The sequence below is a fragment of the Paucibacter sp. B2R-40 genome (assembly GCF_025717555.1).
GTDB lineage: Bacteria > Pseudomonadota > Gammaproteobacteria > Burkholderiales > Burkholderiaceae_C > Paucibacter_A.
This window is the reverse complement of the sequence record NZ_JAJIRP010000005.1, coordinates 342399-364728: the sequence shown is the minus strand read 5'-3', so window position 1 is coordinate 364728 and position 22330 is coordinate 342399. Positions and strand designations below refer to the sequence as shown.

At 60.6% G+C, this 22330-nt stretch carries 20 protein-coding genes and 1 tRNA gene; 12 read left to right on the top strand and 9 right to left on the bottom strand.

Annotated elements, in window-relative coordinates:
* Complete coding sequence (locus LNV09_RS12920; RefSeq protein WP_263557476.1) at window positions 1–1698, top strand: NAD+ synthase; 1698 nt, start codon at window positions 1–3, stop codon at window positions 1696–1698.
* A gap of 36 nt (window positions 1699–1734) precedes the next feature.
* Window positions 1735–2073 carry a P-II family nitrogen regulator gene (locus tag LNV09_RS12915; RefSeq protein WP_124452671.1) on the top strand — a complete coding sequence of 113 codons (339 nt, stop codon included), beginning with the start codon at window positions 1735–1737 and terminating at the stop codon, window positions 2071–2073.
* 6 nt (window positions 2074–2079) lie between these two features.
* On the opposite strand, the gene LNV09_RS12910 is transcribed toward LNV09_RS12915, so the two are convergent.
* From LNV09_RS12910 to LNV09_RS12890, 5 genes are all read right to left on the bottom strand, one after another.
* Window positions 2080–2460 (bottom strand): diacylglycerol kinase, encoded by a 381-nt coding sequence (locus LNV09_RS12910; RefSeq protein WP_263557475.1) that lies wholly within the window; start codon window positions 2458–2460, stop codon window positions 2080–2082.
* Window positions 2457–2960, bottom strand: a complete 504-nt coding sequence (locus LNV09_RS12905) for an RDD family protein (RefSeq protein ID WP_263557474.1) — start codon at window positions 2958–2960, stop codon at window positions 2457–2459. The genes LNV09_RS12910 and LNV09_RS12905 overlap by 4 nt, the downstream gene beginning before the upstream one ends.
* On the bottom strand, window positions 2957–3703 hold the full coding sequence (locus tag LNV09_RS12900; RefSeq protein WP_263557473.1) for a DUF3106 domain-containing protein: 747 nt from the start codon (window positions 3701–3703) through the stop codon (window positions 2957–2959). Before LNV09_RS12900 ends, LNV09_RS12905 begins: the two co-directional genes overlap by 4 nt.
* A 132-nt stretch (window positions 3704–3835) precedes the next feature.
* Window positions 3836–4273, bottom strand: a complete 438-nt coding sequence (locus LNV09_RS12895) for a DUF3619 family protein (protein ID WP_263557472.1) — start codon at window positions 4271–4273, stop codon at window positions 3836–3838.
* 17 nt (window positions 4274–4290) lie between these two features.
* Window positions 4291–4857 carry an RNA polymerase sigma factor gene (locus tag LNV09_RS12890; RefSeq protein WP_263533522.1) on the bottom strand — a complete coding sequence of 189 codons (567 nt, stop codon included), beginning with the start codon at window positions 4855–4857 and terminating at the stop codon, window positions 4291–4293.
* 257 nt (window positions 4858–5114) lie between these two features.
* Here LNV09_RS12890 and LNV09_RS12885 point away from each other — a divergent pair, with 257 nt between their 5' ends.
* From LNV09_RS12885 to pbpG, 6 genes are all read left to right on the top strand, one after another.
* On the top strand, window positions 5115–6905 hold the full coding sequence (locus LNV09_RS12885) for an acetolactate synthase 3 catalytic subunit (protein WP_263557471.1): 1791 nt from the start codon (window positions 5115–5117) through the stop codon (window positions 6903–6905).
* A gap of 156 nt (window positions 6906–7061) precedes the next feature.
* Complete coding sequence (ilvN, locus tag LNV09_RS12880; RefSeq protein WP_263533520.1) at window positions 7062–7553, top strand: acetolactate synthase small subunit; 492 nt, start codon at window positions 7062–7064, stop codon at window positions 7551–7553.
* A gap of 47 nt (window positions 7554–7600) precedes the next feature.
* Entirely contained in the window at window positions 7601–8617 is a 1017-nt protein-coding gene (gene ilvC / locus LNV09_RS12875; protein ID WP_263557470.1) for a ketol-acid reductoisomerase, read from the top strand.
* Window positions 8618–8700: 83 nt separating this feature from the next.
* Complete coding sequence (gene pssA / locus LNV09_RS12870; protein ID WP_411969281.1) at window positions 8701–9549, top strand: CDP-diacylglycerol--serine O-phosphatidyltransferase; 849 nt, start codon at window positions 8701–8703, stop codon at window positions 9547–9549.
* A gap of 168 nt (window positions 9550–9717) precedes the next feature.
* Complete coding sequence (locus LNV09_RS12865; protein WP_263557469.1) at window positions 9718–11259, top strand: 2-isopropylmalate synthase; 1542 nt, start codon at window positions 9718–9720, stop codon at window positions 11257–11259.
* A 157-nt stretch (window positions 11260–11416) separates the two neighbouring features.
* Entirely contained in the window at window positions 11417–12436 is a 1020-nt protein-coding gene (pbpG, locus tag LNV09_RS12860) for a D-alanyl-D-alanine endopeptidase (protein WP_263557468.1), read from the top strand.
* Between the two features lie 75 nt (window positions 12437–12511).
* Here the strand turns inward: pbpG and LNV09_RS12855 are convergent, their stop codons facing one another.
* The gene (locus LNV09_RS12855) at window positions 12512–13279 is read right to left on the bottom strand and encodes an IclR family transcriptional regulator (RefSeq protein ID WP_263557467.1); all 768 of its coding nucleotides are present in this window, start codon (window positions 13277–13279) and stop codon (window positions 12512–12514) included.
* Window positions 13280–13387: 108 nt separating this feature from the next.
* Here LNV09_RS12855 and LNV09_RS12850 point away from each other — a divergent pair, with 108 nt between their 5' ends.
* Window positions 13388–14470: a TIGR03790 family protein gene (locus LNV09_RS12850; protein ID WP_263557466.1), complete on the top strand. Its 1083-nt coding sequence runs from the start codon at window positions 13388–13390 to the stop codon at window positions 14468–14470.
* Here LNV09_RS12850 and hpnE read toward each other — a convergent pair.
* The 3 genes from hpnE to hpnC are packed head-to-tail and all read right to left on the bottom strand — an operon-like array spanning window position 14467 to window position 17467.
* Entirely contained in the window at window positions 14467–15753 is a 1287-nt protein-coding gene (gene hpnE, locus LNV09_RS12845) for a hydroxysqualene dehydroxylase HpnE (protein ID WP_263557465.1), read from the bottom strand. The genes LNV09_RS12850 and hpnE overlap by 4 nt on opposite strands.
* Window positions 15750–16598, bottom strand: a complete 849-nt coding sequence (gene hpnD, locus LNV09_RS12840) for a presqualene diphosphate synthase HpnD (RefSeq protein ID WP_263557464.1) — start codon at window positions 16596–16598, stop codon at window positions 15750–15752. The genes hpnE and hpnD overlap by 4 nt, the downstream gene beginning before the upstream one ends.
* Entirely contained in the window at window positions 16595–17467 is an 873-nt protein-coding gene (gene hpnC / locus LNV09_RS12835; RefSeq protein ID WP_263557463.1) for a squalene synthase HpnC, read from the bottom strand. The genes hpnD and hpnC overlap by 4 nt, the downstream gene beginning before the upstream one ends.
* A 260-nt stretch (window positions 17468–17727) precedes the next feature.
* Between hpnC and LNV09_RS12830 the strand changes: the two genes are divergently transcribed.
* The 3 genes from LNV09_RS12830 to LNV09_RS12820 all read left to right on the top strand — a co-directional run bounded on the left by LNV09_RS12830 (window position 17728) and on the right by LNV09_RS12820 (window position 22309).
* Entirely contained in the window at window positions 17728–18873 is a 1146-nt protein-coding gene (locus LNV09_RS12830) for an efflux RND transporter periplasmic adaptor subunit (protein WP_263557462.1), read from the top strand.
* Between the two features lie 15 nt (window positions 18874–18888).
* Window positions 18889–22044 carry an efflux RND transporter permease subunit gene (locus LNV09_RS12825; RefSeq protein WP_263557461.1) on the top strand — a complete coding sequence of 1052 codons (3156 nt, stop codon included), beginning with the start codon at window positions 18889–18891 and terminating at the stop codon, window positions 22042–22044.
* A 178-nt stretch (window positions 22045–22222) separates the two neighbouring features.
* Window positions 22223–22309 (top strand) — tRNA-Leu (locus LNV09_RS12820).
* Window positions 22310–22330 lie beyond the last annotated feature (21 nt).

Here is a 22330-nt window from a genome sequence, read left to right as displayed (position 1 = left end):
ATGTCTGTGATCGTCGCGCTCGCGCAAATAAATGTCACCGTGGGTGATCTTGAAGGCAATGCAAAAAAGATCGTCGAATATGGGCGGCGCGCCCATGCGGCTGGCGCCAAACTGCTGCTGACGCCCGAGCTGAGTCTGTGCGGCTACCCGCCCGAAGACCTGCTCTTGCGCCATGCCTTTATGCAGGCTTGCGACGCAGCTTTACAGAGCATTGCCACGGACTTGGCCAACTGCGAAGGATTGACCGTGGTGGTCGGTCATCCGTTTCAACAATCTGGTCAGCGCGATCTTAGGTCCAAGAGCCGATCCGTGCCGGCGCGCTTCAATGCGGCTTCGGTGTTGCAAGGGGGTCAAGTCTTGCTGACCTACTGCAAGCGGGAGTTGCCCAACTATCAGGTCTTTGACGAGCGACGCTACTTTGTCTCAGGGCGCGATGCCGGCGAGCCTGCGGGCGTGTTCGAGGTCGGCGGCCTGCGCTTTGGTTTGAATATCTGCGAAGACGCTTGGTTTGACGAACCGGCGCGGGCGGCCAAGGCGGCTGGCGCGCAGGTGCTGTGCGTGCTGAACGCCTCGCCTTTCCATGTCGGCAAAGCTGAGGAGCGCGAGCAGCGTATGGCCGAGCGGGCGCGCGATGTGGGGCTGCCGCTGCTTTACGCCCATCTGGTCGGTGGGCAAGACGAGGTGGTGTTTGACGGCGCGTCCTTTGCACTCAATGCGAATGGCGAGTTAGCCGCGCGGGCGCCATTTTTTGAGGAAACGTTGACGCTGCTGGAGATCGACGCGGCGGGCGAGGCCAAGGGGCAAGTTCTGCCTTTGCCAAGTTTGGAGGCGCAGGTCTGGGCCGCCCTGGTCACTGGCGTGCGCGACTATGTGGGCAAGAACGGTTTTCCCGGTGTGTTGCTGGGCCTGTCGGGCGGTATCGATTCAGCCTTGGTCTTGGCGGTCGCGGTCGATGCGCTGGGCGCCGACAAGGTCCGCACCGTGATGATGCCGTCGCCCTACACGGCCGATATCTCCTGGATCGATGCGCGTGATATGGCCGAGCGGCTCGGCGTGCGTTATGACGAGAAGTCGATCTCGCCGATGTTCGACGCCTTCAATGCCAGCCTGGCGGACGAGTTCAAGGATTTGCCGCTGGATGCGACCGAAGAGAACATCCAGGCCCGTATTCGCGGCACTTTGCTGATGGCCTTGTCAAACAAGTTCGGGTCCATCGTGCTGACCACCGGCAATAAGAGCGAGATGGCGACCGGCTACTGCACGCTGTACGGCGATATGGCGGGCGGTTTTGCGGTGATCAAGGATGTCGCCAAAACATTGGTGTTCAGGCTGGCGCGTTGGCGTAACGAACAGCCTACGCTGCGCCCAGACGGCACGGTGTTGACGACGGCGCCTATCATCCCTGAGCGCATCATCACCCGTCCACCGTCGGCCGAGCTGCGACCCGACCAGAAGGATCAAGACAGCCTGCCGCCCTACGAAGTCTTGGATGCCATCTTGGCCCGCTATATGGAAGACGATCAGTCGCTGGCCGAGATTGTGGCGGGCGGATTCGAGGTGGCCGATGTCGAGCGAGTCACTCGGCTGATCAAAATCAATGAATACAAGCGCCGCCAAGCGCCGATCGGCATACGCATCACGCACCGCGCTTTCGGGCGCGACTGGCGCTATCCGATTACGTCGAAGTTCCGTGCTTAAATCACAGCAATCTCACCTGTTTTGGAGTCAAAGTCCATGAAGCAAATCACCGCCATCATCAAGCCCTTCAAGCTGGACGAAGTCCGCGAGTCTTTGGCCGAAGTGGGGGCGTCGGGCTTGACGGTGACCGAGGTGAAGGGCTTCGGTCGCCAAAAGGGTCACACCGAGTTGTACCGGGGGGCCGAATATGTGGTCGACTTCCTGCCCAAGGTGAAGGTTGAGGTGGTGGTCAAGGATGAAGATGTCGAGCGCTGCATCGACGCAATCCTGAAGGCCGCCAAGACCGGCAAAATCGGCGACGGCAAGATCTTTGTCACGCCGGTGGAGCAGGTGGTGCGCATCCGCACCGGCGAAACCGACGAAGAAGCAGTCTGAGTCGTTTCAACTGCAGAAGCGTTGCCACAGCGCCGCGCCCCAAATCCCGGCGCTGAGCAATAGCGATAGCAGCACTGCCGCGCTGGCCAAGTCTTTGGCCCGTTTGGAGAGGTCGTGCAGTTCGAACGAGACCCGGTCGATCGCTGCTTCGATGCCTGAATTCAGCAACTCGACAATCAAAACCAGCATCAGCGAACCCAGCAAGAGCGCGGTTTGTACCCAGCCCTGGCCGAGCCAGAAGGCTGCGGGCGTGGCGATCACCAGCAGCCAGACTTCTTGCCGGAAGGCGCTTTCGCCGGTATAGGCTGCGCGCAGCCCGGCCAAGGAGTAGCCAGTCGCGTGCAGTATGCGGGCCAGACCGGTCTTGCCTTTGTAGGGGTTGCTCATCGCTTGAGGGGTTTTTGGGTGATCAATTGCGTGCCACAAATCACGTCGTGCAGGAATTGCCCACTTGGGTGCAGGCGACTCAGCAAGGCGTAGGCGGCGACTCCCGCCAGCAGGGTGCTGAAGATGGCGCCTGTGCTGCGCACGCCTATCATCCAGACGCTCAGCAGGGCAGGCGCAAACCAAAGCCAGCTCAAACAGTAACGCATCAGCGCCCGCAGGCGGCTCAAGGGACGGCCTTGCAGGTCAACGAGGCGAATATGCCAAGCCTTCATCGCCACGGTTTGGCCGCCACGGGTCCAAAACCAGCAAAAATAGACACCCAACACGACAAATAAAACGGCTTGCAGCGCATGTTGTCCCTGCATGGCGTGTCGCTGCTGGGTCAAGGTGCCGAACAAGAAGGCGGTGGCGAAGACCACACCGAACAGGACCACGCCTTCATAGACAAACGCCGCCATGCGCCGCTTCAGGCTTGGCCGCTCTAGGCTGGCGTCAGTCATGGCGCTGAAGCGCCGCTCGCTTGGCGTTTGGGCAGCAAGGTTTTGCTGTCGACCAGATCAGGGTTGGCCAGTACCTTGGTGTTGCCGGCCTGCTGGTGCGCGGGAATGAGCTTGTCTTGAGTAATCAACACGGTGGTCGCGCCTGGTTTGGCTTGCAGCAAGGAGGCCGCAACGGCCTTGGGCGCCAGGTCCGGAACTGCTGCGGGTACTCGGTTGGACTTCGCTTGTGGCGCGTTGTTGCTTTGAGTGCTGAGGCCCGAAGGGGTGATGCCAGTCATCTTGGCAGACTGTGTTTCTAATTTTTTCGCCGCCTTGTCGGCCAACTGCTGGCGTTGTTCTGCGGGCAGTGCTTGATAGGCTTGCCATTTGGCTTGACGTTCGTCAGCGCCTATTTTCTTGGCGCCTTGGAAGCCAATTCTTGCTTGCTGACGCTCGGCCGGGCTCAGTCTTGCCCATTCACGCATGCGCTCTTGCAAGCGCCACTGTTCTTCTGCAGGGAGGGCAGAAAAACGCGTTGCAACTTCCAGCCATTGGCTTTTGCGGGCAGTGTCAAGTCCGTCCCAGTCATGCTCCAAAGGTTGTAGCGCGATTTTTTGTGCACCGTTCAGCTTGGCCCAGCCAGGGGCAGGCAAGAGTGCATTCGGTGCGGCGATTTTGTTTGGGCTGATGCGCTGCAGGGGCTCAGCTGCGGCCGAGGCTGCCAAAGTGGGGCCGGAAGCCGCCAAAGCTGTGCTTTCAAGCACTGCCGGCGCCTGGCCTTGGGCAGTGACTGCTTGAAGGGCAAACAAGGCTATTGCCGCAACAGACAAGCGAGCGAACTGACGCTGGCGGCAGGTTGAAATGGAGTCGCGCGCGAGTCTCTTCATGGGCTCAGATTACTCCGTTTGCTCATCGCTCAAATATTCCTTGAAGCCCGGATCACCGTAAGCCGCTGGCGGTAATTTGTCCGACAACAGGCCTGTGTCAATCTCTGCCGCAGCCAAAATTTGCTCATACCACTGGCTGTGCTGAATGACAGCCAAGCCCAGCACCAGCAAGATCAAGGGCAGCAAGGATGTCAGTTTCAACCAGCGCGGCGAGTCGCCACCCCGGCCAAGGCTCAAGGCCGAGCCGGAGCGCACGAAGACCGAGGCCGGCGCGGCTTGCGCCTGGGCCACACGGGCATTGCGCGCCTTCATCAGCGCTTGCTCGCGTGCAAAACTGAGGCGCTCAGCAACGTTGGCGGGCAAGGTCTGCGCCTGCTCGTTCAGGCCGGCAGCGACGCGCAGGCCAAAGCGGGCGACGCGCGCGTCCTCATTGGATGCATGATCCATTCCGAATTGCGACTTGTTCATAAAGTAATCCCCTTGGCCTTCAGCGATTTTGCCAATGCATGCGTGGCGCGGGAGCAGTGCGTTTTCACGCTGCCTTCCGAGCAACCCATGACGATCGCGGTTTCAGCGACATCCATTTCCTCCCAGTAACGCAGCAGGAAGGCTTCCCGTTGACGTGCGGGCAATTCAGCCACTTCGGCGTCGATGGCTTGCAAGATTTGGCCCCTGGAAACCTCATCGGCAGCACTTAATGCGCCCAGTGTGCCTTCTTGCGCTTCAAGCACCTCCAGCAGGTTGAAATCGCCATCCGGATCGCTGGACTCAAAGTCCGACATATTTTGCATGACCGCATTGCGAGTCTTCTTGCGACGGAAGTAATCCATCGTCGCGTTCGACAAGATGCGCTGAAACAACAGTGGCAATTCGGCCGCCGGACGGTCGAAGTATTTTTCCGCCAGCTTGATCATGGCGTCTTGCACGATGTCCAGGGCCGCGTCATCGTCACGCACCATATAAGCGGTGCGCTTGAAGGCGCGCCGGTCGACGGCACGCAGGAAATCATTGAGTTCTTTGTCGGTGGCCAAGGAGAGGAGAGGGACTGAACCCGATGCTGGCAAAACAGCGCGAAGTATCGCATTGCGAGAGCGTTCTCTATTTGCCATGTCGGCTTGGCCTCAAGTCCAGTGCATAATGCTGCTTCGCACAAAGAAAATTCTGGTCTTCAGCTGGCAGCCCGACCGGGGCACCACCTTTTTGATCGCGCAGGTTCCGAGTCCGCCTCACGAGGGCACGAGTAGGAACACCAATGGTTTTTCGTTAGAGAAATTCACAAAGGTTCTAAATGGATATGTCAAGCGCGGATGTCAAGCGTGCCGGTTCGGCACCGCTAAATTCCCAAACACAAAATTCTTCCTCCGAGCTGAATGGCTCCGAGATCCTGGTTCGCTGCCTGCAGGCCGAAGGTGTTCAATTCCTTTGGGGCTACCCAGGTGGCGCGGTGCTGTACATCTACGACGCACTGTACAAACAAGAGACCATTCAGCATGTGCTGGTGCGTCACGAGCAGGCCGCCGTGCATGCCGCTGACGGCTATGCCCGCGCCACCGGTGATGTAGGCGTCGCGCTCGTTACCTCCGGCCCCGGCGTCACCAATGCCGTCACCGGCATCGCCACCGCCTATATGGACTCGATCCCGATGGTGATCGTGACCGGCCAGGTGCCTACGCCGGCGATCGGGCTCGATGCCTTCCAGGAATGCGACACCGTCGGCATCACCCGCCCCATCGTCAAGCACAACTTCCTGGTCAAGGATGTGCGCGATCTGGCAATGACGATGAAAAAGGCCTTTCACATCGCCCGTACCGGTCGCCCCGGCCCGGTGGTGGTGGACATTCCCAAGGATGTCTCGATGGCCAAGCTGGGCAGCACGTTCGAGTACCCCAAGCATGTGGAAATGCGCTCCTACAACCCGGCGCGCAAGGGTCACACCGGCCAGATCCGCAAGGCGGTGCAACTGCTTTTGCAGGCCAAGCGGCCCTACATCTATTCGGGCGGCGGCGTCATTCTGGGCGAGGCCTCGGCCGAGTTGCGCGAGCTGACCAATTTGCTCGGCTATCCCTGCACCAACACCTTGATGGGCCTGGGCGCGATTGCCGCCAGCGACCCCAAGTTCCTCGGTATGCTGGGCATGCACGGCACTTACGAGGCGAATATGACCATGCAGCACTGCGATGTGCTGCTGGCCGTGGGCGCGCGCTTTGATGACCGCGTGATCGGCAACCCCAAGCATTTCGCTCAGGTCGAACGCAAGATCATCCATGTGGACATCGACCCTTCGTCGATCTCCAAGCGGGTGCGGGTCGATATCCCCATCGTCGGTGATGTGAAAGACGTGCTGCAGGAATTGATTTTTCAGATCAAGGAAGCGCAGGCTAAACCGGATGCTGCGTCCATCAACGCTTGGTGGAGCCAGATCAATGAATGGCGCCGCCGCGAGTGTCTGGTCTACAAGACCTCAAGCGATGTGATCAAGCCGCAGATGGTGGTCGAAACCCTGTGGAAGTTGACCAAGGACAGCGACGCTTACATCACCTCGGACGTCGGCCAGCACCAGATGTGGGCGGCGCAGTTCTACCGCTTTGAGCAGCCGCGCCGCTGGATCAACTCCGGCGGCCTGGGCACCATGGGCGTGGGCTTGCCCTACGCCATGGGCATCAAGATGGCGCGACCCAAGGCAGATGTGTTTTGCATCACCGGTGACGGCTCGATCCAGATGAATATCCAGGAGCTCTCGACCTGCAAGCAGTACGAGACGCCGGTGAAGATCTTGTCGCTGAACAACCGCTATCTCGGCATGGTGCGGCAGTGGCAGGAGCTGGACTACGGCAAGCGCTACTCGCACAGCTATATGGAAGCGCTGCCCGACTTCGTCAAGCTGGCCGAGGCCTATGGCCACATCGGCCTGGTGGTCGAGCAGCCCGGCGATGTCGAAGGCGCGCTGCGCGAAGCGATCCGCCTGAAGGACCGCACGGTCTTTCTGGACATCCGCACCGATCCGACCGAGAACGTCTGGCCCATGGTTCAGACGGGCAAGGGCATCTCGGAAATGCGCCTGGGGTCCGAAGACCTTTGAGTTGACCGAGCAGGGCCGGGGCCGTTGCGTTACCGCGCGCGGTCAGTGGCCTTGTGAAGTCAGCAAGAAGTAGTACCCACTCCCTTAAATCGAATAGCGTGGCCAAGAACCGTCAGTTACCGCTGCCGGTTTGAAGAGCGCGAAGGACGAGAAAAAATGAAGCACATCATTGCATTGCTGATCGAGAACGAGCCGGGCGCGCTGTCGCGCGTGGTGGCGCTGTTCTCGGCGCGTGGCTACAACATCGAGAGCCTGACCGTGGCGCCGACCGAGGACCCCTCGCTGTCGCGCATGACCATCGTCACCACCGGCTCGGACGAAGTGATCGAGCAGATCACCAAGCATCTGAACCGCCTGATTGAGGTGGTCAAGGTGGTCGATCTGACCGAAGGCAATTACACCGAGCGCGAACTGATGCTGATCAAGGTTCGCGCCGTCGGCAAGGAGCGCGAAGAAATGAAGCGCACCGCCGACATCTTCCGCGGCCGCATCATCGATGTGACCGAGAAGACCTACACGATCGAGTTGACCGGAGATTCATCCAAGCTGGATGCCTTCATCGATTCGATCGACCGGGCTTCGATTCTGGAGACGGTGCGCACCGGCACCAGCGGCATCGGCCGCGGCGAGCGCATTCTGCGCGTCTAAGTTTTCTTCCTCACACACCCCGTACTGAATTTTTCCTGGAGCACGATATGAACGTTTTTTATGACAAGGACGCTGACCTGAGCCTGATCAAGGGCAAGAACGTCACCATCATCGGCTACGGCTCACAAGGCCATGCCCACGCACTGAACCTGAACGACAGCGGCTGCAAAGTGACCGTCGGTCTACGCCGCAGTGGCGCGTCCTGGGCCAAGGCCGAGAACGCCGGCTTGAAGGTTGCTGAGATCGCCGACGCCGTCAAGGCCGCCGACGTGGTGATGATCTTGCTGCCCGACGAGCAAATCGCCGAGGTCTACAAGAACGAGGTCGAGCCCAATATCAAGCAGGGCGCTTCGCTGGCCTTCGCCCACGGCTTCAATGTCCATTACGGTCAAGTCACACCGCGCGACGATCTGGACGTCTGGATGGTCGCGCCCAAGGCCCCTGGCCACACCGTGCGCGGCACCTACGCCCAGGGCGGCGGCGTGCCTCACCTGATCGCCGTCTACGCCGACAAGTCGGGCAAGGCGCGTGATCTGGCCCTGAGCTACGCCTCGGCCAATGGCGGCGGCAAGGCCGGCATCATCGAAACCAACTTCCGTGAAGAAACCGAAACCGATCTGTTCGGCGAGCAGGCTGTTCTGTGCGGCGGCGCGGTGGAACTGATCAAGGCCGGGTTCGAGACGCTGACCGAAGCCGGTTACGCGCCCGAAATGGCCTACTTCGAGTGCTTGCACGAACTCAAGCTGATTGTTGATCTGATCTATGAAGGCGGCATCGCCAACATGAATTACTCGATCTCCAATAACGCCGAGTATGGTGAGTATGTGACCGGCCCCAAGGTTGTGACTTCCGCCACCAAGGACGCGATGCGCCAATGCCTGAAGGACATCCAGACCGGCGAATACGCGAAGAGCTTCATCCTTGAGAACAAGGCCGGCGCGCCCACGCTGCTGAGCCGCCGCCGCCTGACCGCCGAGCATCCGATCGAGCAAGTCGGCGAGAAGCTGCGCGCGATGATGCCTTGGATCAAGGCGAACCGTCTGGTTGATCAGTCGAAAAACTGATAGGACCACGGAACAATGAAAGCCGCGTTGCCTGACGGCCGCGCGGCTTTTTTCGTTGCCTGTGTGCTGTATCCTTTCGCCCCATGACCGATCTCAAGAAAAAGACCCAGGCCGATATGTCCGACGATGATGACGAGGGTGCGCACGACGTACCGCGCCCGCGCCGCAAGGGCATTTATGTCTTGCCTAATGCCATCACGCTGGCAGCGCTGTTCTCGGGCTTTTATGCCATCGTGATGGCGATGAATGGCCGCTTCGAAGTCGCGTGCATTGCGATCTTCTGCTCCGCCGTGCTCGACAGCTTGGACGGCCGCGTGGCACGCATGACGAATGCGCAAAGTGCTTTCGGCGAGCAGATGGACAGCCTCTCGGACATGGTCAGCTTTGGCGCCGCGCCGGCGCTGATCGTCTATATCTGGGCCTTCAAGGACATGGGCAAGCTGGGCTGGATTCCAAGCTTTGTTTATATCGCCGGGGCGGCGCTGCGGCTGGCGCGTTTCAACGTCAATATCGGCGTGGTCGACAAGCGCTTTTTCCAGGGGCTGCCCAGTCCGGCGGCCGCGGCCATTGTGATCGGCATGATCTGGGCCTTTGATGATTACGGATTTCAACGGGTGACGAATTTGCCTTGGGTGGTGTGGACCGCCTTTGGCATGACCTTGTTTGCCGGCCTGTCGATGGTGACCAATGCGCCGTTCTACAGCTTCAAGGTCGTCGGCGCTCGCCGCACCGTGCCTTTTGTGGTGCTGGTCGCGATCGCCCTGGCCATTGTGCTGATCAGCCAGAACCCGCCGCTGGGCCTGTTTGCGATCTTCTGCGCCTATGGTCTGTCGGGTTATGTGATTTACTTTTGGCGCAAGGCCAAGGGCCGGCCGGTCAGCATGATCGCGACCTCGACCCATGATCCCGATGAACAGGGCCTGCACCGCTGAATTGGCGTGCTATATTGAACCTTATGAACTTTGCGACCGCGATCAGCCTGCTACTACTAGGAACCTTCCGGGTTCGCTGATCGCTCACGTCAATAGCTTTCTGCATCACAGCCCGCCAAGCAAACGCTTCGCGGGCTTTTTTTCAATCCTTTTCTTCTGGAGTTCACCGTGGCCGACCAATTGATCATCTTTGACACCACCTTGCGTGACGGCGAGCAAAGCCCCGGCGCCTCGATGACCAAGGACGAAAAGCTGCGCATTGCGCGCCAGTTGGAGCGCCTGCGAGTGGATGTGATCGAGGCCGGTTTTGCGGCCTCCAGCAACGGTGACTTCGAGGCGGTCAAGGCGATTGCCGATGCGGTGCGCGAAAGCACGATTTGTTCGCTGGCACGTGCCAATGACCGCGACATCGCCCGTGCCGCCGAGGCGCTCAAGGGCGCGGCGCGCTCGCGCATTCACACCTTCATTGCCACCAGCGAGTTGCATATGGAGAAAAAACTGCGCATGACGCGCGAGCAGGTGTTGGAGCAAGCGATTCAAGCCGTCCGCTTTGCGCGTAACTTGAGCGGCGACATCGAGTTCTCGCCCGAAGACGGCTACCGCTCCGACCCGGACTTTTTGGCCCGCGTGGTCGAGGCGGTGATCAAGGAGGGGGCTCGCACCATCAATATCCCCGACACGGTCGGCTATGCGATCCCCGAGTTGTACGGCAACTTCATCAAGACCTTGCGTGAGCGCGTGCCAAATTCAGATCAGGCGATCTGGTCCGTGCATTGCCATAACGACCTGGGCATGGCGGTCGCCAACTCGCTGGCCGGCGTGCAAATCGGCGGCGCGCGCCAGATCGAGTGCACGATCAATGGCCTGGGCGAGCGGGCCGGCAATTGCTCGCTGGAAGAAGTGGTGATGGCGGTCAAGACGCGGCGCGATTACTTCGGGCTTGACGTCAACATCGATGCGACGCAGATTCTGTCGGCCTCCCGCTTGGTCTCGCAGACCACCGGTTTTGTGGTGCAGCCGAACAAGGCGGTGGTCGGCGCCAATGCGTTTGCCCATGCCTCGGGCATTCATCAGGACGGCGTGCTCAAGGCGCGCGACACCTACGAGATCATGCGCGCCGAAGATGTGGGCTGGAGCGCCAACAAAATCGTGCTGGGCAAACTCAGTGGACGTAACGCCTTCAAGCAGCGGCTGCAGGAGTTGGGCATTGCGCTTGAGTCCGAAGCCGAAGTGAACGCAGCCTTTGTGCGTTTCAAGGATTTGGCCGATCGCAAGAACGAGATCTTTGACGAGGACATCATCGCCTTGGTGATGGACGAATCTGTCACTGCCGAGAATGAGCATTACCGCCTGATCGCCTTGGCGCAGCACTCGGAGATGGGTGAGCGGCCGCATGCCAGCGTGGTGTTCGCGGCCGGTGCGGTCGAGCACCGGATGGAGAGCGATGGCAACGGTCCCGTCGATGCAGTTCTAAGAGCCATCGAGTTGGCCGCGCAAAGTGGCGCCGAGATGTTGCTCTATTCGGTCAATGCCATCACCAGCGGCAGCACAGAATCGCAGGGCGAGGTGACGGTGCGGCTGCAATTTGGCGGGCGCGTCGTCAACGGCGTTGGGGCAGACCCCGATATCGTTGTGGCCTCGGCCAAGGCTTACTTGAGTGCCTTGAATAAATTGCACAGCAAGATCGAGCGGGTGGCAGCACAGGGTTGAGCATTGTCTGACGCCCAATCCGCCATTTTTTAACGCAAAGCGGAGCTTGAAGAGCCGCTTGTAAGCATTTGATCTTGCTAGTATTTTTCCTTTCATCTAAACTGCACAACAGTAGCTGGGGCGCGGATTGAAGAATTTTTCCAAATGTTTGACAGGCATGACTTTGCGGACGGTTTTGGCCGCGTTCGCCGTCACTTGCTTGGCCTTGCCGGTGCAAGAGGCTGCGGCTGCGACTGCGGCTACAACAAGCAAGCCCGTAAAAAAATCTGCGCAAAAGCAAGTGGCAAAGGAAGTTCGCAAGGTCAAACCGGCCTCGCGCATCCCACGTAAAGCCGTGGCTTCGGTCGTGGAGGTGGCGGCCAAGCCAACCTTTGGGCAGCTCTACGGCCTGCACGCTGCGGCCGATCCCTTGGATTTGAAGTCCAGCGTGGCCTTGGTGATGGACCAGGACACCAATGAAGTCTTGTTTTCCAAGAATTCGCAGGCCGTTTTGCCTATCGCGTCGATCACCAAGCTGATGACGGCACTGGTGGTCGTGGAGGCCGGCCAGTCCTTGGACGAGAAGTTGACCATCAGTGACGAGGATATCGATACCGAGAAGGGCACGCGCTCACGCTTGGTGGTGGGCACGACGCTGACACGCGGCGAGATGATGCATCTGGCCTTGATGTCGTCGGAAAACCGCGCCGCCAATGCCCTGGGTCGCCACTACCCGGGCGGCTTGGAGGTCTTTGTGGCCGCGATGAATCAAAAAGCACAAGCCTTGGGCATGCGCGATACCCATTACGTCGAGCCGACCGGTTTATCGAGCCGCAACCAGTCCAGCGCCAATGATTTGGCGGCCTTGGTCAAGGTTGCGCATGAGGTGCCCTTGCTGCGGGAGTTGTCCACGTCCCGTGAACACCAGGTCGCGCTGGGCAGGCGCCAGGTGCAGTTTCACAGCACGAATGGCTTGCTCAGCAGCAAGTCTTGGGATATTGGTTTGCAAAAGACCGGCTTCATCAATGAGGCTGGTCGCTGCTTGGTGATGCAGGCGCGCATGGCGGGCCGCAAAGTGATCATGGTCTTGCTCGATTCGACCGGCAAATATTCGCGGATTGGTGATGCCGAGCGAGTGCGTAAATGGGTGCTCAGCAACCCGGCTGCTTTGACTCCGCCCTTGAAGGCTGTGCTCTGAGCAAGCGCCAAGTTTGCGACTCCCAACAAAAAAGCGCTCATCGAGCGCTTTTTTTATGCGAGTGACTTCAGCGCTTCAGCCTCGGTAGCCCAGCGCTTGCGAGATCTGTGCGACTGTGTCCTTGAGCCGCTGCAGCCAAGACTCCTCCAGTCGGTCGGCCGGTGCCGAAATCGACAGCCCAGCGATCAGCTTGGCCTGATCGTCATAGATACCAGCCGCCATGCAGCGCACGCCCAATTCCAACTCTTCGTCGTCACGCGACACCCCGCGTTGGCGTATCAGCGCCAGTTCACGCTCAAGCGCTGTGATGTCGGTCAGGCTATTGCGGGTGTGACCGGCCAGACCGGTACGGGTGGCGTAAGCGCGCACCCGCTGCGATTCATCGCTGGCCAGGAAAAGCTTGCCGACCGAGGTCAGGTGCAAGGGCGCGCGTCCACCCACCGCACGCACGACCTGCATGCCAGAGCGCTCGCTGTAGGTGCGTTCGATGTAGACAATCTCATCACCCTGGCGCACCGACAAATTGACTGGCTGCAGCGTGAATTTGTGCAGGTCGCGCATCGGCCCGAGGGCGGCGTCACGCACATCCAGGCGTGCTTTGACCAGATTGCCCAACTCCAGCATGCGCATGCCCAGGCGGTAGCTGCCCGCCTCGGGGCGGTCCACGAAGCGACCCAGGGTCAAGTCGTTCAGAATACGGTGCGCGGTCGACGGGTGCAGGCCTGTGCTGGCGCTGATTTCCTTCAGTGAGACCGGATCCTGATGGCTGGCCAGCACATCCAGCAGCGAAAACATGCGCTCCAAGACCTGAATCGCCGGCGTTTGATCCTCTTTGTTTTTCATGCCTTGATTGTGCTGGAGATTTTTTTGTTTTGCATTGCGAAAATTAGATTCATCGGTCGAAATGGTTTCCGCGCCGCAACAGCTTGGGCGATTGCCGCGCTGCTGGTCATGCCTGCCAAGGCGGAGGAGGCGGCCACGGCTGCTGCTGCGGCGCATGCGTCACAGCCGGTAGCTTCTGCGCCGGCAGCGCCGACCTGGTTGCGAGTGCCGCGCCTGGCGGGGCGACTGACGGCGGCCGACCTTGGCCTGCTGATCAATACGGCCGATCCCTATTCGGTCGCCGTCGGCGAGTCTTACGCGAGCCAGCGCGGCATTCCTGAGGCCAATATTGCTCGCGTGGTCTTGCCGGTCAAAGCGAGCCTGAGCGCGGCTGAATTTGCGGCCTTGCAGGTGCAGGTGCAAGAAAAGCTAGGTCCGCAAGTGCAGGCCCTGGCCCTGGCCTGGAATCTGCCTTACGCGGTCGAATGTAATTCCATCACCGGTGCTTTGGGCCTGGGCTTTCAGCCTGAGCTTTGCCAGAACAGTTGCGGGCCGAGCAAACTCAGCCCCTACTTCACGTACACCGGCGCGCGGCCCTACACCGACTTGGGGCTCAGGCCCGCCATGATGTTGGCCTCGCGCAGTGTCGAGGCCGCGCAGGCCTTGATAGCGCGCGGAATCGAGGCCGATCAAAGCCTGCCTTCATTCGCAAACAGCAATGCTTACTTTGTCAGCACGCCCGATGCGGCTCGAAATGTGCGGGCGACGCTGTTTCCGCCAGCGACGTTTCTAAAGCCATGGGGTGTTGATGTGCGGCGCGAATCCAGCCAAGCGCTGCCTGCGCTGCAGCGCACTCTGATCTATATGACCGGCCTGGTGCGGGTTGAAGGGCTGGCGTCTGTGGACTGGCTGCCCGGCGCCTTGGCCGATCATCTGACCTCGTTTGGCGGGCAATTGGACGCTGTGTCGCCGAGCGGCCAGATGAGTGTGTTGGATTGGCTGCAGTCAGGGGCCACGGCCAGTTATGGCACGGTCAGTGAGCCCTGCAACCACCGGCAGAAGTTCCCACATCCGCAATTGCTGCTGCTCTTCTATCTGCAAGGCGTGACAGCGCTGGAGGCCTATTGGCACAGCGTCGCTTGGCCAGGCCAGGGCTTGTTTGTGGGGGAACCGCTGGCGGCGCCGTTTTCACCCAAATTTGGACCGCGTTAGACGGGGCCGAGATTGTTGGCGGCGCGAAAACCCGACCTCACCGCCCCCTCCAGGGTGGCCGGATAAGGCCCGTCGACATAGTCCCCTGCTGCCCATAGCTCCGGCTTGATGCTTGCGGGCGGGCGCTGCAGGCCCGGCGTACAGGCAAAGGTGGCGCGCTTCTCGGCCAGCACGCGGTGGACTTGGGGTGGCGTGTTCCAAGAGAATTCGGCCAAGGCTTGCCGTAGCGCGGCCTCGCCGGTGGCGGCCAAACCTCGTTCAACCCAACTTGCCGCGCCGCTGACAACGAAGGCAAACAAGCCCGGCGCATGGCCGAGTTGCCCCAGATCGAAGGCGAACTGAGCCGGTGATCCATCGCCCTCCTGCAAGGCCACCATGGCTGCGGGCAATCGAGATCCGGGACTGTTCACATAGACGGTCACGATCGGTTGATAGTGCAGTGAGCCGGCTTGAAGGGCCCAAGCCGGCGCGATCTCGGCGCACAGACTCGCCGCTTGGGCCGAGCTGCAGGCGAGAAGGACTTGCTCAAACGCTTGGCCGTCGACGCACCAGCCTCCTGAGCATTGGGCCAGCACCTGGACTCTTGTGTTCAAACGGATATCAACGCCGCGAGCGCTCAGCCAAACGGCCGCCGGCTCGGCCAGCAAGGCGCTCAGGGGCAGTTTTGGCAGCAGCAAATCAGCGCTGCCCCGGCCGCTGAACAGGGCGTCGCACAGCACGCGCAGAAAGACCTTGGCGCTGGCTTGATCTGCCGGCGTGTTCAGCGCGGCCACGCACAGCGGCTCGATCAGTTCCTGGCGCACGATGGCCGGCAGACCGGCAGTCAAAGTGCTCACGCTGAGTGTTGATGCGCAGTCAAAGCGCCGCAGCAGCCAGCCGGTAGCGGTCAGCAGCAAACTCAAGCGCGCCGCCAAAGGCCAGGCGCGGTAGGCAAGGATGCCGCGCACAAAGCTCAGCAGCGGCGGCCCCGGCGGCAAGTGAAGGCCCTCATGATGGGGGTAGCGCAGACGCAGCGGCATGCGCAGAAAACTCTGCGAAAGCTCGACGCCGACCGTTTCCAGCAAGCTCAAGCTTGCTTGGTAGGCGCCAATCAGGATGTGCTGGCCGTTGTCCAAGCGCGGACCCGTGTCGGTTGGCGCCAAGCTGCGGGCTCGCCCGCCCAAATGCGGGGCCATTTCAAACAAGGTAATTTGGTAACCCAGCTGACTGGCCTTGACCGCGGCGGCGAGCCCAGCCCAGCCGCCGCCTATGACCGCGACACCCTTAGGCGCGCTGAGGTTCAATGCCCGGCCCAATTGGTGCGCATCGCGATCCAGAGCTTTCTCAGCGGGGTCAGTGCAATGCGTTGCTCCAGCACACGGAAGTTCTCGGCCTCGATTTCGCGCAGCAGGGCGCGGTAGATATTGGCCATCATCAGGCCGGGTTTTTGCGCGCGGCGGTCAGCCTCAGGCAGCAGGGCAAAGGCCTCGTCGTAGAGCCGGTGCGCGCGCTCGGCCTGGAACTTCATCAAAGCGGTGAAGCGCTCGCTATAACCCCAAGGACTTTTGCGCAGCAGGACTTCATGCGCCTTGACGTCGAACTGCTGCAACTCCGAGATCGGCAGGTAGATGCGGCCACGCCGGGCATCGTCGCCGACGTCGCGGATGATGTTGGTCAGCTGCATCGCCTGCCCCAAGGTGTGGGCGTATTTGATGCTGTCGGCATGCGTGCGACCAAAGATGCCCGAGGCCACCTCGCCGACCACGCCGGCGACCAAATGGCAGTAGCGCTGCAGGCCGGGATAGTCGAGGAAGCGGGTTTGCTCCAGGTCCATCTGGCAGCCGTCGATCACGGCCGTGAGATGTTCGAGGCGGATGTCGTAGGTCGCGCAATGCGGCATCAAAGCCAGCATGACCGGGTGCTGAGGCTGGCCGGCGAAGGCGCTGCTGGCTTCTTTGCGCCACCAGGCCAGCTTGACCGCCGCGACGCTGGGGTCGCTGATTTCGTCCACCACGTCATCGACTTCGCGACAGAAGGCGTAGAAAGCGGTGATGGCGGCGCGACGCGGCGCCGGCAGGAAGAGGAAGGCGTAGTAAAAGCTCGATCCGCTCTTGGCTGCCTTGTCCTGCACATACTGCTCGGGACTCACAAACTCTCCTCTCGCTGGCCATTCATGGTTGTTTCAGATTCATTTCTTTGCATACGCAGCGCCCCCCACAGCAGTGCGGGTGCGTCCAAGCGGCCAAGCGCTGGGCGGTGTAACAGGCTTGCGTAGTCCATGGCGCCGATTTTCGCAAGAATTCGCAGGCCGCCTTGTACCACCAGGCGCAATTCCCAGCCTGCGCGACCCGGTATCTGGAACACCAGCGGCGCTCCCTCCCGCATCAAATGTTCGGCCCAGTCACACAGGTCTTTGACCAAGGCGCGGGCGGCTCGGCTGTCTCGGCAGCTCAGTAGGTCGCTGCTGTTGAGGCCGAGCGAGGCCAGATCACTTTGCGGCGCGTAGACGCGGCCGAGGGGGCCGTCGCGGCTGAAGTCTTGCCAGAAATTGATCAGCTGCAGGCTGCTGCAAATGGCATCGGAGCGGCGCAAGGCGAGCGGCTGGTTCACGCCGTACAAATGCAGCAGCAAGCGGCCGACCGGGTTGGCAGAGCGGCTGCAATAGTCGAGCAGTTCCGTGCGGTCCCGGTATTCCTTTTTGTGCAGATCCTGTTCAAAAGCGCAGATCAGGTCATTCAGCAACGGAACCGGGAGTCGATATTGATCCAAGACAGCGCGCAGCGGTGTGAAAACAGCTGCGGCCCAGCGGTCTGACGGGGCTTGACCGCCTGCGACTGCCATTAAGTCGGCCCGGTAATGCTGCAAATCGGTTTGGCGCTGAGCGGTACTGGCCTCACCCTCGTCGGCCAAATCGTCCGCGGTGCGTGCAAAGTGGTAGACGGCGGCAACGGCCGGCCGCAAGTGTCGGGGGCAAAGCCAAGAGGCGACGGGAAAGTTTTCGTAGTGTTCTATGCTCACGGGCGGGATTGTCAGCCCTTTGCCGGCGGCGCCGGACCAAGTCGACCAAAAGGTTTGGCGAAATGCCTTGGCGACAAGGCTTGGCTAAATGGTTTGGCTAAATGGTTTGGCAAAAGGCTGCGGGTTTGACAGCCCGCGAGGGCTTGAATACATTACTGACCAATCGGTCAGTAATTTGCGAATGCAGCGCTTGATGGCGTGAGCAGGCCCCGGACTACTGTCAGTGCACCGTCATTGGAATTGAATTTTCAGGATTTCTCATGCCTCAAAGCCTTATTCGAACCGCGCTTCTTTTGCCCTTGTTCGCCTCGCTGAGCGTTTTGTCCGGCTGCGGAAGGCAAGAGGCGCCACCGGAGCCGGTTCGTTCGGTGCGCACGCTGGTTTTGAGTGCCGATTCTGCAGGGCAGAGCCATGAATACGCGGGTGAAATCAAGGCCCGCACCGAGTCGCGCCTGTCCTTCCGTGTGGGCGGCAAGATTCTGGCCCGCAAGGTCAACTTGGGTGACGCAGTGCGGCCCGGGCAGGTCTTGGCGCAATTGGACCCGCAGGACTTGATGCTGGCGCAAGAGGCCGCCAAGGCCGGCGTATTGGCCGCTCGTGCCAATCGTGACCAACTGGGGTCGGATTTCAAACGCTTTATTGAATTGCGCGACCAAGGCTTCATCAGTGCGGCCGAGCTCGAGCGGCGCGACACGGCCTTCAAGGCCTCGCAGGCGGCGCTTGAGCAGAGCCGTGCACAAGCCAGCTCGCAAAGCAATCAGTCCACCTATGCGCAGCTGCAGTCCGATGTAGCCGGCGTGGTCACGGCGGTGGAGGCTGAGCCGGGCATGGTGGTTGCGGCCGGCATGCCCATCGTGCGCATTGCCAACGATGGGCCGCGCGATGTGGTGTTTTCGGTGCCCGAAGATCAACTGGGCCGCTTGCAGGCGCATGCGGCCAAGCCCGGCGGCCTGAGCGTCAAATTGTGGGGTGGCGCGGGAGGGCCAGTCGGCTTGCCGGCTAAATTGCGCGAGGTCGCGGCCTCGGCCGATCCTGTCACGCGAACCTTTTTGGCCAAGGCCGAAGTGGCCGGCCTGGATGCCAAACTTGGCCAAACCGCCACGGTCAGGCTCGAGGCGCCGCGCCAAACCCAAGTCATCAAACTGCCGCTGGCGGCCGTGTTGCAGCAGCAGGGACAGTCCTCGGTCTGGGTGCTCGATCCCGCACAGATGACGCTGAAGGCGCAGCCGATTCAGATTGCCGGCGCAGATGGCAATGAGGTGGTGATTGCTGCGGGCCTGAGCCCTGGGCAAGAGGTGGTGGTGGCGGGCGTGCATGTGCTGAAGGCGGGTCAAAAAGTGCAGCGGTACCAAGCCAATGCGGCCGCGATAGCCGCCCCTGCGGCCGCTTCCGCCGCCTCGCGCTGAGCTTGGAGCCGCACCATGAGCCTCAACAGCAAGCCCTCGCAGTCGCCCGACCGCCAAGTCGGCAGTCGATTCAATATTTCTCGCTGGGCGCTGGAGCACCCGGCGCTGACCCGTTACTTGATGGTGGTGTTGATGTTGATGGGCTTCGCCGCCTATTTTCAGCTCGGCCAAGATGAGGACCCGCCGTTCACTTTCCGCTTGATGGTGGTGCAAGCCTTTTGGCCGGGTGCTACTGCGCAGCAAATGGCCGAACAAGTCACCGACAAGATCGAGAAAACGCTGCAGGAGGTGCCTCACTCCGACAAGATCCGCAGCTACACCAAACCTGGCGAGTCGCTGACTATTTTTCAGCTCAAGGACAGCACGCCGGGCAAGGAAGTCAGCGACGTCTGGTATCAGGTCCGCAAGCGCGTCGGCGATATGCGCAACACCTTGCCGCAGGGCGTCATCGGGCCTGTCTTCAATGATCAATTCGGGGATGTATACGGTTCGATTTTTGCGCTATCGGCCGATGGTTTCAGTCGTGAAGAACTGCGAGAACACGCCGAGCGCGCGCGCTCTGTGCTACTTAAATTGCCAGATGTCGCCAAGGTGGAAGTTTTTGGCGCTCAGGCCGAGAAGCTCTTCATTGAAATTTCGCAAAAGCGCCTAGCCAACCTTGGCTTGGACTTTGGCCAGGTCATCAATCAACTCGGGGCCCAAAACGCAGTTGAGGGTGCCGGCGTGATGAATGCTGGCAGCGGCAATTTGCAGGTGCGCGTGCAGGGGCAGTTCAATTCGGTGCAAGCCTTGAAGGACTTCCCAATCCGCGCCGTCAATCCTGTCACCGGCGTGGCGAGTTCTTTGCGTTTATCGGATATCGCCGAGATTCAACGCGACTATGTCGACCCGCCCGCCATCATGGTCCGCCATCAAGGCAAAGACGTGATTGCCTTGGGTGTGTCGATGACCAAAGGGGGCGACATTGTTGCGATGGGCAAGTCGCTGCAGAAGGCCGCCGAGATGATTCGCCGCGATTTGCCGGCCGGCATCGACTTGGCACAGATTCAAGACCAGCCGCAGGCGGTGACGCGCTCGGTGAACGAGTTTGTGCATGTCTTGATCGAGGCGATCGTGATCGTGCTCCTGGTCAGTTTTATCGCCTTGGGGCTGCACACCCGGCCGCTGCGCCTGGATATCTGGCCCGGCTTGGTGGTGGGCATCACCATTCCGCTGGTGCTGGCGATTACGTTTGTGACGATGTTCTATTGGGGCGTCGGCCTGCACAAGATTTCGCTCGGCTCCTTGATCATCGCCTTGGGGCTGTTGGTCGATGACGCCATCATTGCGGTCGAGATGATGGTGCGCAAGCTGGAGGAGGGCTACGACAAGATGCACGCGGCTACCTTCGCCTATGACGCAACGGCAATGCCGATGTTGACGGGTACTTTGATCACGGCGGTGGGATTTTTGCCTATCGGTATGGCCAAGTCGGCGACCGGCGAATACACCTTTGCGATCTTTGCGGTGACGGCTGCAGCGCTGATGATTTCCTGGGTGGTGTCGGTGTATTTTGTGCCCTATCTGGGCTCGCTTTTGCTGCGCACCCACGCATCCAATGACGGCGAGGCGCATGAATTGTTCGATACGCCGTTTTACAACCGCTTTCGAAGTCTGGTGCGCTGGTGTGTGGAGAACCGCTGGAAGACGATCGCCATGACCTTGCTGGTCTTTGCCTTGGGGCTGGTCGGGATGGGGCGCGTGCAGCAGCAGTTCTTCCCTGACTCGAGCCGGCCTGAAATTCTGGTCGATCTGTGGTTGCCGGAGGGCTCAACGATTCAACAAAGTGCGGAAGTGGCCAAGCGCTTTGAGGCGCGCATGATGGCCGAGTCCGGCGTCGCTTCTGTCAGCACCTGGATCGGCAGCGGTGTGCCACGTTTTTACTTGCCCCTGGATGTGGTGTTTCAGCAGCCCAGCGTCAGCCAAGCGATCGTATTGCCGAAAAATCTGACCGAGCGCGAAGCTTTGAGAAGGCGCCTGCCGGCCTTGATGGCGGCAGAATTCCCGGAGGTCAGGGCTCGCATCAAGCTCTTGCCCAATGGCCCGCCGGTGCCTTATCCGGTGCAGTTTCGTGTCGCGGGCGAGAAGCCCGAAGTCGTCAGGCTTTGGGCCGATCAAGCCAAGGCGATCCTGAGCGCCAACCCAAATATGCGCGGCGTCAATGACAACTGGAATGAGCCGATCAAGGTGCTCAAACTCGAAGTTGATCAAGACAAGGCGCGGGCCTTGGGTGTCAGCAGCCAGAGTTTGGCGCAGGCTTCGCGCACCTTGCTGTCGGGCAGCACCATCGGGCAGTACCGCGAGGCCGACAAGTTGATCGACATCGTGTTGCGCCAACCACTGGACGAGCGCAACGCCATTACCGACATCGGCAGCGCCTATGTCAACACTTCGAGCGGCCGTTCGGTGCCATTGACGCAGGTGGCCAAGGTCACTTTCGACTGGGAGCCGGGTGTGATGTGGCGCGAAGGCCGGGCCTATGCGGTGACCGTGCAGGGTGATGTGGCCGAAGGCCTGCAAGGCGCGACCGTGACGGCGCAAGTTTGGCCCAAGTTGCAGGAGTTGCAGGCCAAGATGCCGGCCGGCTATTCGATTTCGGTGGCGGGCGCGGTGGAGGAAAGCAGCAAGGGGCAGGGCTCGATTGCGGCCGGCTTGCCGATGATGCTGTTCATCACCTTCACCTTGCTGATGCTGCAGTTGCAGAGTTTCTCGCGTGCCATGCTGGTGTTCCTGACCGGGCCGCTGGGCATTGCCGGCGTCGCCGCTGCCTTGATGCTGATGAATAAGCCGTTTGGCTTTGTGGCCTTGCTGGGTGTGGTCGCTTTGATGGGCATGATCATGCGCAATTCAGTCATCCTGATCGATCAGATCGAGCAAGACCGGGCGCGGGGAGTGCCGGCATGGTCGGCCATTGTCGAGTCCGCAGTGCGCCGCTTCCGGCCGATTGTGTTGACGGCCGCTGCCGCCGTGCTGGCGATGATCCCGCTGTCTCGCAGCGTGTTCTGGGGTCCAATGGCGGTGGCCATCATGGGGGGCTTGATCGTCGCCACGGCCTTGACTTTGCTGGCCTTGCCCGCGATGTATGCGGCTTGGTTTCGTGTCAAGCGGCCGGAGTCTCAATCCCGCTTCTGATGGGGCGGGCGTCCGCTGCATTTAGAATGCACGGGCTTGAATTGCACGGGAGCAGGGGTTTTCCCCTTCTTCCAAATTTCGGACTTGCAAGTGGCTACAATCCACGGTTCTCCGAATTACCACGGGCTTGAATGAGGCGGGTTCTTTTGAATCCAATCAAACAAGCCTGATCCACTTAGCGCGGGTGGCGAAATTGGTAGACGCACCAGGTTTAGGTCCTGACGCCTTCACCGGCGTGCCGGTTCGAGTCCGGCCCCGCGCACCAGATAACTTTGTATTGAGTCAA

Excerpts from the sequence above, each read along its gene's own strand:
- LNV09_RS12920 (WP_263557476.1), top strand. The coding sequence starts at position 1 with ATGTCTGTGATCGTCGCGCTCGCGCAAATAAATGTCACCGTGGGTGAT.
- LNV09_RS12915 (WP_124452671.1), top strand. The coding sequence starts at position 1,735 with ATGAAGCAAATCACCGCCATCATCAAGCCCTTCAAGCTGGACGAAGTC.
- LNV09_RS12910 (WP_263557475.1), bottom strand. The coding sequence starts at position 2,460 with ATGAGCAACCCCTACAAAGGCAAGACCGGTCTGGCCCGCATACTGCAC.
- LNV09_RS12905 (WP_263557474.1), bottom strand. The coding sequence starts at position 2,960 with ATGACTGACGCCAGCCTAGAGCGGCCAAGCCTGAAGCGGCGCATGGCG.
- LNV09_RS12895 (WP_263557472.1), bottom strand. The coding sequence starts at position 4,273 with ATGGATCATGCATCCAATGAGGACGCGCGCGTCGCCCGCTTTGGCCTG.
- LNV09_RS12885 (WP_263557471.1), top strand. The coding sequence starts at position 5,115 with ATGGATATGTCAAGCGCGGATGTCAAGCGTGCCGGTTCGGCACCGCTA.
- ilvN (WP_263533520.1), top strand. The coding sequence starts at position 7,062 with ATGAAGCACATCATTGCATTGCTGATCGAGAACGAGCCGGGCGCGCTG.
- ilvC (WP_263557470.1), top strand. The coding sequence starts at position 7,601 with ATGAACGTTTTTTATGACAAGGACGCTGACCTGAGCCTGATCAAGGGC.
- pssA (WP_411969281.1), top strand. The coding sequence starts at position 8,701 with ATGACCGATCTCAAGAAAAAGACCCAGGCCGATATGTCCGACGATGAT.
- pbpG (WP_263557468.1), top strand. The coding sequence starts at position 11,417 with ATGACTTTGCGGACGGTTTTGGCCGCGTTCGCCGTCACTTGCTTGGCC.
- LNV09_RS12855 (WP_263557467.1), bottom strand. The coding sequence starts at position 13,279 with ATGAAAAACAAAGAGGATCAAACGCCGGCGATTCAGGTCTTGGAGCGC.
- LNV09_RS12850 (WP_263557466.1), top strand. The coding sequence starts at position 13,388 with ATGCCTGCCAAGGCGGAGGAGGCGGCCACGGCTGCTGCTGCGGCGCAT.
- LNV09_RS12830 (WP_263557462.1), top strand. The coding sequence starts at position 17,728 with ATGCCTCAAAGCCTTATTCGAACCGCGCTTCTTTTGCCCTTGTTCGCC.
- LNV09_RS12825 (WP_263557461.1), top strand. The coding sequence starts at position 18,889 with ATGAGCCTCAACAGCAAGCCCTCGCAGTCGCCCGACCGCCAAGTCGGC.